Here is a 12598-nt window from a genome sequence, read left to right as displayed (position 1 = left end):
GGAAGTTGCAATTAGCATGACAAGGACATCCTTATGAAACCGCAACAACGCCAGGCGCTGATTCTTGAGTATCTGCAGAAAAAAGGGCGAACCAGGGTCGAAGAACTCATTACTCATTTCGATGCCACAGGAACGACTATCCGTAAGGATCTAACAAGGTTGCAACAGGAAGGCGCTGTGATTCGTACCTACGGCGGCGTGATGTTGAACAGAGACGAAGGTGATCAACCTATTGATCGTAAAACACTCATTAATACAGACAAAAAGAAACGTATTGCTGCTGAAGCTGCTGCATTGATAACTGAAGGGGATTCACTGATATTTGATGCAGGCAGTACCGTGTTGCAAATGGTCCCTTATCTTTCGCATTTCAACAACATAACAGTTATGACTAACAGCCTGACTATTATCAATGAATTAGTCGAACTTCAGAACGACCAGGTGATCCTCATGCCGGGGGGGACATTTCGTAAAACTTCAGCATCTTTTCACGGTAGCCTTGCAGAGGCGGCATTTAGCCAGTTTAGCTTCGATAAATTATTCATTGGTGCTGATGGAGTTGACCTGGTTGCTGGAGTTACAACCTTTAATGAAGTCTTCGGTGTGAGCCAGGCTATGTGTCGGGCAGTGAAGAAGATTGTATTACTTGTCGATTCGTCTAAATTTGGCCGTAAAAGTCCTAATGTGGTGTGTAGTCTTGATGATGTTGACATCCTGATAACAGACAGTGACATTCCTCCTGAAATTGTGGCTGAACTTGAGCAAAAATCAATCGAGGTGATTATTGTCTGAAAAAGACTCTTTTTTTGTTGGACTGCCTTATCACAATAAGGCAGCAACAAGAGCTATTGGCGGGCTTCATTATGCAACCATTGTTGAAGTAATTTCGCTTCTTCGCTCAACTCCATATCCTGACGGACACATAAATAGTAATCTCGTCCGTCATCAACTGCGTCATCAAACAGTTTTACCAGTTCACCCGATTTAAGATAATCAGCAATCATTGGTTCACGCATCAGTGCACAACCAAGTCCGGCGCGTACCGCTGCCAGCGTTAATAAACCATCCTCAAACAATGGGCCATCACGGCGAAAATTTCGGATAGCTCGCCTGGCGAACCACTGCTGCCATGAGGCTCGTTCTTCATCATGTACCAATGGCGTTTGTGCCAGTAACTCTGGTGTATCGATGTATCCGCGTAAACGGATAAAGTCTCGGCTTGCCACCGGGATCATTTTTCCTGAGATAAGCTTTTCTGCGTTATATCCGGTCCACTGGCCACTACCGAAACGAATCGATAAATCGGAAGCGTCACTCAGGTAGTTTCGATGGTTAGCATATACGACGTTGATCTCTACCGGAGAATGCTTATTAGCAAACTGCGGCAAACGGGGAATAAACCAGCTCATGCCAAACAACGGGATCAGGCTGATCGTGACCTGACGTGAATTCCCCTGTTCCAGCAGGTGCCCTGTCGCCTGACGTAAAACAGTAAAGGCGGAACGGATGGAGCGATAATACTCACGACCAGCGTTGCTCAGTATTAATCTGCGTCCCTGTCGCTGCATCAGTGGTTGTTGTAAGAAATTTTCCAGCAGCCTGAGCTGGTGGCTGACAGCTGACGGTGAAATTGCCAACTCTTCTGCGGCACCACTTAGGCTACCAAGCCGTGCAATTGCTTCAAAAATTCGCACGGCACGTAACGGAGGATCGCCAGGAAACAGACCTTCCGCACAGGCATTAGTTGAAGCCAATTGTTCTGTTTTTCTCATATGTTTAACTTTTTCTCAGTAGTCTTAATGATTTCATTTGTATTAAATATATATAAATCAACAAGATAATAAAAAAACCCTTTCGCCATAAGTAAGAATAACTCTGTATTTCACAATGTATCTCAATTAACGGATGTTAAGCACGCAACACTTAATACCGGATAGATCTTGTGGACACATTTATACAGCAACTTATTAACGGCCTGATGCTAGGCAGCATTTATGGGCTGGTCGCGCTTGGTTACACCATGGTGTACGGGATTCTGCGCATCATCAATTTTGCTCATGGTGATGTTTTGATGGTGGGTGCCTTAACCACATTGTCAGGGATGAAGGTGCTGACACAGCACTTTCCCGCTCTCAATGTGCTGGTTGTTCTCCTCCTGGCAACACTTTTTGCGATGCTGGTATGCGCACTGCTTGCCATAAGTATTGAACGATTTGCTTATCGCAGGCTTCGTAATGCGCCTCGCCTGGCACCGCTGATTAGCGGTATCGGCCTGTCCGTACTCTTACAGACCCTTGCCATGATTATCTGGAGCCGCAACCCGCTGATGTTCCCGCAGGTGCTGCCCATGGATCCGATTGCGATTACTGCAGGGAGTGCAGAGCATCCCCCTGCGATTGTGACAATAACGGGCATTGTTACCTTATTCCTGGCACTGACAGCGATGGCCGGACTTTGGCTGCTGGCAGAACATACGCGTCTGGGGCGTGGGATGCGAGCCGTGGCGGAGAATCCTCGCGTTGCCAGTCTGATGGGCGTCAATCCCAATCGTATCATCACTCTGACATTCGCTATCGGTGGCGTGTTTGCTGCACTGGCTGGAGTGATGATGGCGAGCAATTACGGGAACGCCAGTTTCTCGATGGGCTTCCTGCCTGGAATTAAAGCTTTTACCGCAGCGGTACTAGGAGGCATCGGCAATCTGCGCGGAGCCATGCTGGGTGGCCTGTTGCTGGGGATGATTGAATCTCTGGGGGCAGGTTATCTCGGTGAGCTAACCAATGGAGTCTTTGGCAGCAATTATCAGGATGTATTCGCCTTTATTGTGTTGATTTTGGTACTTGTTTTCCGTCCTGCAGGTCTGCTGGGTGAACGTGTGGCACAGCGTGCCTGAGGAAAGTGCAATGAGCATCATCGCGACTGAACATGCTCCGCGTAAAAAAATAAACGGTGGTGTATTACTGCTGCTGGTGGGGTTGATTATTGCGCCATGGCTTGCTTCTGCAGCAGGTGGTAATTACTGGGTCAGAGTTATCGACTTTACACTGCTCTACATCATGTTGGCTCTGGGACTCAATATTGTCGTGGGTTTCACCGGTTTGCTCGATATGGGGTTCATCGCTTTTTACGCTGTCGGTGCTTATCTCGCAGCACTGCTGGCCTCCCCCCATCTTCTCGACGTATTTCCGGCGTTGCAGTCGATGTTTCCGGCGGGTCTGCATACTTCATATCTGTTGCTGGTGCCCCTGGCGGCATTAATTGCCGGTGTATTTGGCATCCTGTTAGGTGCACCTACGCTCGGACTGCGTGGCGATTACCTTGCCATCGTGACACTTGGCTTTGGTGAAATCATTCGCATTCTGATGCGCAATTTGGATCGTCCGGTAAACATCACCAATGGTGCTAAAGGGATTTCCGGCGTGGATACCCTGAGTCTTTTTGGTGTGCAGTTTAGAGGAGTCTTTCATCTGTTTGGCATGAAAATGCCGGCGTTGTATTTGTGGTACTACCTGTTTGCAGTGCTCATTATTGCCATTGTGATGGTATGCATTCGTCTGCAACGTTCACGCATTGGTCGCGCCTGGCACGCCATACGTGAAGATGAGGATGTAGCGCGTGCAATGGGTATCAACATACGCAATTACAAATTGCTGGCATTTGCGTTGGGTGCGTCATTTGGCGGCCTGGCCGGAGTGATGTTCGCCTCATTTCAGGGTTTTGTCTCGCCCGAGTCATTCACATTGCAGGAATCGATTGTCGTGCTGGCGATGGTTGTTTTGGGGGGGATTGGCCATGTTCCTGGCGTCATCCTCGGTGCGGTGTTGTTGTCTGCGTTACCGGAGGTGCTGCGCAGCCAGGCGATCCCGCTGCAACAGGCATTGTTTGGTACTGTTGTGATTGATCCTGAAATTCTGCGCCAGCTCTTTTATGGACTTGCGCTAGTTCTGGTGATGTTGTTTCGCCCTCATGGTCTGTGGCCGGCCCGTCAGCAGGGAGGAAAGGCATGAGTCTGTTGCAGATACGTCATCTTAACAAACGCTTTGGCGGCGTGGTAGCGGTTAACGACATCAGCCTTACGGTTAATGCCGGAGAAATTTATGGCCTGATCGGCCCGAATGGCGCTGGTAAAACGACCTGCTTTAATCTGATTACCGGCATGTATCGGGCCGATAGTGGTGAGTTTTCGCTAGCCGGAAAGCGTTATGAACCACAGAAGGTTGAAAAAGTGACCCAGGCTGGTATCGCCAGAACCTTTCAGAATTTGCGTCTGTTTAATGAAATGAGCGTGCTTGAGAACGTCATGATTGGCCGCCATGTCCGTACCCGCAATGGCCTTTGGGCGGCAATTAGCCGCCATCGTCAGGCCCGTGCTGAAGAGGCAGAAACCGAGAGACTAGCGTGGCACTGGCTCGATTATACAGGGATAGCTCAATTTGCTCACTATCGTGCCAGTGATCTGGCTTACGGCCACCAACGTCGGCTGGAAATCGCTCGTGCCCTGGCGTCGGAGCCTAAGTTGCTTGCCCTGGATGAACCGGCCGCAGGTATGAATGCTGCAGAAAAAGTGGCGTTGGGGGATCTTCTGCGTCGAATCCGTGATGACGGGAAAACGCTGCTGATTATTGAACATGATGTCAAACTTATCATGGGCTTGTGCGATCGGTTGTCCGTGCTTGATTACGGCAAGGTTATTGCTGAAGGGGAACCCGAAGTGGTGCGGTCAGATCCCGAAGTCATCCGTGCATATCTGGGAGGACGCAGCCATGTCTGAAGCCATTCTTCAACTTAAACAGCTTAGCGTGCACTACGGTGGTATTCAGGCAGTGCGCGATATCAGCCTGTCATTGCTGGAGGGGGAATTTGGCACTCTGATTGGTTCCAATGGTGCAGGGAAAAGCTCCACTGTGCGAGCCATTGCTGGTTTGCAGCCTTTTAGCGGCGACATTCTGTGGCGTGGCAGATCAATTAAAGGGCAGTCTCCTGATGCCTTGCTGAAACTCGGCATCGTCATGGTACCGGAAGGACGCGGCATATTTAGCCGAATGACGGTACTGGAGAACCTGCAAATGGGTGCCTGGCTAAGACGCGATACCGCACAGGTTAACAAGGAAATCCAAAAACTATTTGAACGCTTTCCACGTCTTGGTGAGCGGCAAAGACAACTGGCAGGGCTGCTGTCCGGGGGAGAACAGCAACTGCTGGCTCTCGCCCGAGCTCTGCTCAGCCAACCGCGGCTGCTGATCCTGGATGAGCCATCAATGGGTCTTGCACCCATCATGGTAGATCAGATCTTCTCCGTTATAGCATCGCTGCGTGAGATCGGTATCACGTTGTTGTTAATTGAACAGAATGCACGACTGGCGCTGGAAGTGACCGATCACGCCTGGGTAATGGACAGCGGTACGCTGCCTTATCAGGGCACTTCTTCTGAACTTCTCACCGATGACCGCATACAACAAATTTACCTGGGCGAATTGCCCGTTTAATTCCTTACCAACATCAGGAAAATAAAATGAAAATTATGAATATCAGCGTCATTAGTAGTGCATTTCTGCTGGCGAGTCTGGCAGGGTTTGCGCAGGCGGAAGAAACCGTACTCATTGGCCTGGCAGGGCCATTAACGGGGCCGTCTGCACGTATTGGGAAGGATCTGGAAAACGGTGCCCAGCTCGCTATTGATGATGTTAACAAATCCCACCCGGTTATTGGCGGTAAGGCCGTGACCTTCAAACTTCAGTCAGAAGATGATCAATCTGATCCACGGGTTGCGGTTGCGGTAGCACAACGCCTGGTCGACAGCGGTGTTGCTGGTGTTGTAGGACACTGGAATACCGGTACAAGCATTCCTGCCGCACGTATCTATCATGATGCGGGAATTGCTCAGGTAGCACCAGTCGCTACAGGGCATGCCTATACGCAGCAGGGATTCGATACCAGTTTCCGTGTTATGGGTCATGATGATGATGGTGGAAACTTTGCAGGCCAGTACGCTGTTAATACGCTTAAGGCCAGACGTATCGCGGTGATTGATGATCGTACTGCATTTGGTCAGGGACTGGCTGATGAATTTATCAAATCGCTAGATGCACAAGGCGTGAAGATTATCGATCGTCAATATGTGGACGATAAAACCGTCGATTTCAGTGCTGTATTAACGGCGATTCGCAGCAAAAACCCGGATCTGATTTTCTTCGGCGGAGTAGATAGCCAGGCCGCCCCGTTGGCACGTCGCATCAAGCAGCTTGGGATCAATGCCACACTAATGGGAGCCGGTGGCTTTGTTAGCCAGACATTCCTCACATTGGCACAAAAAGAGGGTGAGGGCGTGGTAGCGCTGGAGCCGGGGCTGCCAATTGATCAGATGCCAGGTGGTAAATCGTTTGAGCAAGCTTATCAGTCACGCTACCACACTCATATCGAGCTGCATGCACCCTTTGCCTATGATGCAACCCGTGTACTGATTGCCGCGATGCAGAAAGCTAACTCTACCGATGCCAGTGTTTATCTGCCTGTACTTCGTAACATCAACTACGCTGGCGTCACGGGAAATATTGCCTTTGATGGGCAGGGCAACCTAAAAAATCCGTCATTCACCGTTTACAAAGTTGTTCAGGGTAAATGGCAACCCCAGACTGTCTTGGGTGGGACGAGTAAATAACCGGAGAAGTAAACATGAGCTGCAATCAAAAACAAGAGCTGGGTATTCTCGCCCGTCGCAAAATCGAAGCTGAAATTATTAAACCGATCTATGACTTGCTGGTGCGTGAACTGGGAAAACAGCGTGCTCAGTCAATAATTGGAGAGGCAATTGAGAATGCCGCGGTCCAGGCAGGGCGAGAATTTGCCGCAAGTGAACCGCAGAAAGCCGATCTGCGCAGCTTTGTAGCTTTGCAATATTTGTGGGAAAAAGACAACGCTCTGGACGTTCGGGTCATTGATGACGACGGGGACCACTATAACTACGATGTTATCCGTTGTCGTTATGCTGAAATGTATCACGAAATGGGGCTGGGCGAGATTGGTCATCTGCTCTCTTGTGCACGAGATGATAAGTTTATTGTCGGTTATGCCCCTGAAGTGGAATTGAAGCGAACGACGACCATCATGTCTGGTGAAAAACGTTGTGATTTTCGCTATCAAGTTAAAAAGCAGAGATAGCACATGACAAAGGATTACTGCATTAATGCAAAACGGCTCTGGCACACTCTGGAGGTCTTCTCCACTTTTGGCGGAACCGAAAATGGAGGGGTAACAAGGCTGGCCTTGAGTGACGAGGATAGACAGGGGAGGGATAAAATAATCCAATGGGCGAAGGAGGATGGATTTGGTTGTGAAGTGGATGAGCTAGGGAATATGTTCATTTGTCGTCCCGGAAAAAATCCCAATCTTGCCCCTGTACTGACTGGCTCACATGGTGATTCACAACCACTGGGTGGCAATTATGACGGCATTTATGGCGTACTCGCGGGCCTTGAAGTTCTTCGCACTTTAAATGATCACGGTGTTCAAACAGAACGTGACTTGATCCTGGTAAACTGGACTAATGAAGAGGGTGCGCGTTTTGCGCCTGCAATGTTAGCTTCAGGTGTCTGGAGTGGAGCAATTGAGAAGGAATATGCTCTGAGTCGCAGTGATACCAACGGAGTTACGGTTGACCAGGCATTGAAGGCTATAGGATATAAAGGGAAATTTCCTTCCAAAGCACGACCACTACACGCCTGTTACGAGTTGCACATCGAGCAAGGACCAATACTGGAGCAGGAATCTATTGATATTGGCGTTGTGCATCACGCAATGGGGCAAAACTGGTATGAGTTACGTATACAAGGTTTTGCTGCGCATGCGGGTACTACGCCAATGAATCTACGGCTTGATGCTTTGTGTGGATTTGCGCAGTTTACGCTCGCAGTTGAACGGATCGGACATCGATTTGCCCCGGATGGCCGGGCAACTATTGGTATGGTGCAGGTCACTCCTAATTCACGCAATGTTGTTCCCGGGGAAGTATTGTGTAGCGTTGAACTCAGGCATCCTGAAAATTCTGCGCTGGATGAGATGCATGCCTTACTGGAAGCTGCGGTTAAGGCATTAACAGACCGGTATCTTAAGTCAGATTTGAAACGTCTTTCTCATTATCCGCCAGTGGTCTTTGATCAGGCATGTGTGCAGCGTATTGAAGGTGCCATTGCGGAAAGGGGATATACTCAACGGCCAATGGTTTCTGGCGCAGGTCATGATGCCTGTTATGTGCAGCGTGTTGCCCCTACTGCCATGATTTTTATCCCTTGTGTCAAAGGAATAAGCCACAACGAGGAAGAAAAGATTTACCCGAAATGGGCAGAAAATGGGGCGAATGTCTTGTTTTCGACGCTTTTGAAAGCAGCAAACGAAAAGTAACTCCGGGTATGGAGAGGGCTATTAAGTGTCCTCTCCTCTTTTAACTGCATGTTGGTTAAGTGGATATTGAAAAAATGCTGTAACCTTTTATATCCCGAATAGAAATCTGTATACGTGCCATTTTATGGCCTTGCTGATGCTATTCTGGCATCTTCAGAGATGATCAACTTTTCCCCCGTTGTAACACCAGTGGAGATGAATTCACATGGTGCTTTTATGCTTAGACAGGATCTATCAATTCCACAAATTAAGAAAACCATTTCACTTATTCACCTTTTACTTTCGTGTCTCATATTTTAATAATGCCCTGTATTGTTTTTATCCCCTGACGAGAATTTTTTGGCGGGAAGGAAACCTACTACTACTCATATGAGGCAGCATTATTTTTATATGCATAATAACACTCGTAGAGTGCTACTGAAAAAACAGGAAAAAGTAATGAAGAAAAAAATGGGTTTTTTATTAGCTGTCAGCCTGGTCAGTAATATTAGTTATGCAGCGTTACCACAGCAGGTTCGCATCGCTTATAGCGGTGGCTCACAGGTCATTATACTGGCTAAAGCCGATGGTTCGCTGGACAAAGCTTTTGGTACGAAGGTGCAATGGGTTCAGTTTGCATCAGGAGCTGATGCGCTTAACTACTTTGCCAGTAATGCCATTGATATAGCTAACTTTGGTTCGAGTCCTGCTACAGCAGGTCTTGTGCGCAAGTTACCGATAGAAATCGTTGGTGTCTCTGGTGTGATAGCCAGCTACGAGCGATTGATTGGTAAAGGTGGTATCAATAGCCTGAAAGATCTCGAGGGCAAACGTGTTGCCTATCCACCAAACTCAACTTCCCAATATGCACTTGATGCGGCTATCAAAGTTTATCATCTTGATCGCAGCAAAATTACCTTATTACCTTTGCGTCCTGCTGAAATGGTGGCTGCCTGGAAGCGTGGTGATATTGATGCTGGTTATGTCTGGGCACCTTTTGCACAGGAGCTGGAAGCATCGGGGGGACATCAGGTCTTCGCTACAAAGGATCTGCAAAAGGATGGTTACCTGATTTATAACAACTATGCCGTTCGTAAAACCTTCGCTGATCAATATCCGCAAATTGTAAGTGCCTTTCTGCGGGTACATCAACAAAAGGTAGATGAGTTCCGTAAGAATCCGGAACAGGCGGCAGAAATCGTTGCCAAAGAGGTTGGTGCCCCCGTCACCACTGCGACTAATACTCTCTCAGGGCTTGAATATCCTTCCATTCAGGAGCAGGCCACCAATGCATGGCTTGGTGAGGGGCAAAATACCAATAATACCGGCCTTGGTAAGGCACTGAGTAAAACGGCCAGCTTCCTCGCAGAAACGGGGGAAGTACGTAAGCGAGATATTCCAGCAAACTGGGACGCTGCGATAAATTCACGCTATCTGCGTGAGGCGGCGCACTCTGCACCATGAGATTATCTGTAAAAGTTGCAATCAGCGTCACCTCGGTAGCGCTGTTCTTCGTGCTTTGGCAAACGGCAGCAGCGCAGCAGTGGGTTGACCCATTGCTGCTTCCCTCTCTTATCGATATTGGTCAAACTGCACAGGAACTGGCCATTGATGGCTATCGTCAGGTTCCGTTGTGGCAGAACATCGCTGTAAGCATGGCACGTTCGCTGAGTGCTTTTACCTGCGCCATCCTTCTGGGTGTTCCTGTCGGTTTGATGATGGGCATGTCAGAAACATTGACCGCTGTACTTAACCCCTTTGTACAGTTCCTGCGACCATTACCTAAAATTGCCCTTATCCCGTTAGCTGTCGTGTGGCTGGGGATCGGAGAAGCCTCTAAGTTTTTCCTGATTTTTATCGCAACTTTCCTTAGTGTAATTGTTGGTGCACAGGCTGCGGTAGAAAGGCTTGGACGTTCGCACATCCGGGTGGCGCAGACACTCGGTGCCAGCCGCCGCCAGATCTTTTTACGGGTGGTTCTTCCAAATACATTGCCGGATCTTTTCACCACAGTACGATTGTCTGTAGGAATTGGCTGGACTTCACTTATTGCTGCCGAAATGGTCGCTGCTAATTCAGGGTTAGGCTGGATGGTAATCAATGCCAGTTCATACCTGCGCACCGATATTGTGATGATTGGAATTCTCTTGCTTGGGGGAATTGGTTATTTGCTTGATTTATTGCTGCTGGGTATGCAGCGTTGGTTGGTACCCTGGGCGGGGAGGGAAGGATGAGCGCTCATATTTCACTGAAGAAAATTAGCTTATTTTTTGAACAGCATAGGGTGCTGGATAATATCAATCTTGATATTTTTAAAGGTGAGTTTGTTGTCTTGCTCGGTCCCTCTGGCTGCGGTAAATCCACTATTCTGAATCTGTTGGCGGGTTTTTATCAGCCTCAGCAAGGGACAATATTTTGCAATGAGCGATCTGTACAACAACCTGACCCATCACGAGGTATGATTTTTCAGCAGCCAAATCTCTTCCCCTGGCTTAATGTTCTTGATAACGTTACATTTGGTCCTCGCTTGAGTAAGCACAATAGAGAGCTCGTAAATGCCAGAGCACGTGAATGGCTGAAGCGGGTGGGACTGGCAGGGTTTGAAGACCATTTTCCCTGGCAACTTTCAGGTGGCATGAAACAACGAGTGGCATTAGCCAGAGCATGGCTACCCGGGCCTGAAGTGCTGTTACTGGATGAACCTTTTGGGGCGTTGGATGCGCAAACTCGTATGATGATGCAGGAATTGTTGCGTGATGCTTGGCTGGAAAATCAAACTACGTTATTGTTTGTCACTCACGACGTAGACGAAGCGTTGTTTTTGGCTGATCGGGTGCTCATAATGTCAGCCCATCCGGGTCGCATTGTCGATGAAGTTACACTGCCGTTTGGCCGTCAACGGGATATAGAAACACTTGTTGAGCATGCAGATTACCGATATTTAAAACAGAAAGTCCTACAGCGGGTTCGATATGAGGCAAAACGGCATCTCACTTCCTCTTAGTAGAAATTGCCTGATTTTTCCTCCATGACTAAAGGGAGGTTAAGGGAATATCTGTTTCAGGCGGGTAGTTAATCTCCCCGCCCGCATGTTCATCGTTGTGCTAATTACTCAGCCATACCTTAATTCCTCTGCTTTACGTATCTCTTCCGCAATTGGCTTGTGATACTCGTAAGGGGCCTCATTGTTTGTTAGAGGCCTGTTTTCACCAGATCTCTTTCGCCAGCCGATAAAAGTTTTCTCCGAGCACACCGCGAATAGTTTTTTCACTGTGACCGAGCTGAAGCAGATGGACAACAATCTCATTGAGTATTGCTGGCGTGACATAGCCTGAAGAGCCGGAGTATTCAGACTCTGGCCAGTATTCGGGATGTGCAGCCAGAATTTCTTCAGTGCTGACATTACCGACCGGAAAAGCGAAGTCCAGTGCAATACCTACATGACGTGGCCCCGCAACGCGCAGCAGATAGTCTACATGGCGAGCAAACAAAGCGGCATCAGGATTATGGCTACCGAGAAACTCGCCAATGCCGTTTACCCCTATGAGTCCCCCGGTATTTACGCACGCCCGAATCTGTTCATCGCTGATATTTCTACCGTGTTGTGTCACTGCAACAGGATTTGAGTGAGAGAAAATTACAGGTTTTTTTGAATACTCCATCGCTTCCATGCTGGTGCGGTAGCTGCAATGAGACACGTCAACGAACATTCCTACGCGGTTCATTTCATCAATGACTTCGCGGCCAAATGATGTCAACCCAATGTCCTGATCATGGCAACCGCCTCCCGCAAGATTATTGCGGTTGTATGCGAACAACATCTGGCGTACTCCGAGATGATGATAAAACTCCACCATCTCGACACGCCCATCAAGGGCATTCATGCCCTCAATATCAAAGCTGATGCCCAGTTTGCCTGTTGCACGCGCGCTGAGGATGTCCTGAGCCTCACTGACCAGAAGATAATCATCAGAGTGGTCGAGGATCCAGTGGCGAAATACGGCCAGATTACGCACCGTCTGTTCCCAGGGAAGTACATCGAAGCCAACGTCCACCGACAGATAATGTACTCCCGCGTCGCGCCAGCGTTGGAGATTATTCAGGTCGGCTGCGGGGTCGGGCATAAAACCAGAATGCCCGTCCCATATCAGTGCATCAGTATAGAGGGCGTGGGCCTGTTGTTTCAGATCCTGTTTTGTCATATGGCTACTCTGTCCATTAT

The 12598-nt window shown here is 48.7% G+C and carries 13 protein-coding genes; 11 read left to right on the top strand and 2 right to left on the bottom strand.

The genetic code is table 11. The annotated features are described in order from the left end of the window. Positions 1-33 precede the first annotated feature (33 nt). The gene (gene srlR, locus RCF31_RS26120; RefSeq protein WP_416414236.1) at positions 34-792 is read left to right on the top strand and encodes a glucitol operon DNA-binding transcriptional repressor SrlR; all 759 of its coding nucleotides are present in this window, start codon (positions 34-36) and stop codon (positions 790-792) included. Between the two features lie 53 nt (positions 793-845). Here the strand turns inward: srlR and RCF31_RS26115 are convergent, their stop codons facing one another. Then, positions 846-1772 (bottom strand): LysR substrate-binding domain-containing protein, encoded by a 927-nt coding sequence (locus RCF31_RS26115; protein WP_416414235.1) that lies wholly within the window; start codon positions 1770-1772, stop codon positions 846-848. A 170-nt stretch (positions 1773-1942) separates the two neighbouring features. Between RCF31_RS26115 and RCF31_RS26110 the strand changes: the two genes are divergently transcribed. The 10 genes from RCF31_RS26110 (at position 1943) to RCF31_RS26065 (ending at position 11380) form a co-directional block, all read left to right on the top strand. Next, a complete protein-coding gene (locus tag RCF31_RS26110; protein ID WP_416414234.1) occupies positions 1943-2893 on the top strand; it encodes a branched-chain amino acid ABC transporter permease in 951 nt (316 codons plus the stop codon). 10 nt (positions 2894-2903) lie between these two features. Continuing rightward, positions 2904-4007: a branched-chain amino acid ABC transporter permease gene (locus tag RCF31_RS26105; protein ID WP_416414233.1), complete on the top strand. Its 1104-nt coding sequence runs from the start codon at positions 2904-2906 to the stop codon at positions 4005-4007. Continuing rightward, a complete protein-coding gene (locus RCF31_RS26100; RefSeq protein ID WP_416414232.1) occupies positions 4004-4771 on the top strand; it encodes an ABC transporter ATP-binding protein in 768 nt (255 codons plus the stop codon). Before RCF31_RS26105 ends, RCF31_RS26100 begins: the two co-directional genes overlap by 4 nt. Next, positions 4764-5486, top strand: coding sequence for an ABC transporter ATP-binding protein (locus RCF31_RS26095; protein ID WP_416414231.1), 723 nt, complete (start codon positions 4764-4766; stop codon positions 5484-5486). Before RCF31_RS26100 ends, RCF31_RS26095 begins: the two co-directional genes overlap by 8 nt. 26 nt (positions 5487-5512) lie before the next feature. Then, positions 5513-6658: a branched-chain amino acid ABC transporter substrate-binding protein gene (locus tag RCF31_RS26090; protein ID WP_416414230.1), complete on the top strand. Its 1146-nt coding sequence runs from the start codon at positions 5513-5515 to the stop codon at positions 6656-6658. A gap of 14 nt (positions 6659-6672) precedes the next feature. Beyond that, positions 6673-7158 (top strand): L-2-amino-thiazoline-4-carboxylic acid hydrolase, encoded by a 486-nt coding sequence (locus RCF31_RS26085; RefSeq protein WP_416414229.1) that lies wholly within the window; start codon positions 6673-6675, stop codon positions 7156-7158. Positions 7159-7161: 3 nt separating this feature from the next. Then, positions 7162-8397, top strand: coding sequence for a Zn-dependent hydrolase (locus RCF31_RS26080; protein ID WP_416414228.1), 1236 nt, complete (start codon positions 7162-7164; stop codon positions 8395-8397). A gap of 450 nt (positions 8398-8847) precedes the next feature. Further along, positions 8848-9840 (top strand): glycine betaine ABC transporter substrate-binding protein, encoded by a 993-nt coding sequence (locus RCF31_RS26075; RefSeq protein ID WP_416414544.1) that lies wholly within the window; start codon positions 8848-8850, stop codon positions 9838-9840. Then, on the top strand, positions 9837-10610 hold the full coding sequence (locus RCF31_RS26070; RefSeq protein ID WP_416414227.1) for an ABC transporter permease: 774 nt from the start codon (positions 9837-9839) through the stop codon (positions 10608-10610). Before RCF31_RS26075 ends, RCF31_RS26070 begins: the two co-directional genes overlap by 4 nt. Next, complete coding sequence (locus RCF31_RS26065) at positions 10607-11380, top strand: ABC transporter ATP-binding protein (protein ID WP_416414226.1); 774 nt, start codon at positions 10607-10609, stop codon at positions 11378-11380. The genes RCF31_RS26070 and RCF31_RS26065 overlap by 4 nt, the downstream gene beginning before the upstream one ends. Before the next feature lie 202 nt (positions 11381-11582). Here the strand turns inward: RCF31_RS26065 and RCF31_RS26060 are convergent, their stop codons facing one another. Continuing rightward, positions 11583-12578, bottom strand: coding sequence for a dipeptidase (locus tag RCF31_RS26060; protein WP_416414225.1), 996 nt, complete (start codon positions 12576-12578; stop codon positions 11583-11585). Positions 12579-12598: the final 20 nt, after the last annotated feature.

Origin of the sequence: Pantoea sp. App145 (assembly GCF_047947045.1) — a bacterium.
Classification (GTDB): Bacteria; Pseudomonadota; Gammaproteobacteria; order Enterobacterales; family Enterobacteriaceae; genus Pantoea.
The sequence above is the reverse complement of the archived record's forward strand: the minus strand, read 5'-3'. Positions and strand labels throughout refer to the sequence as shown.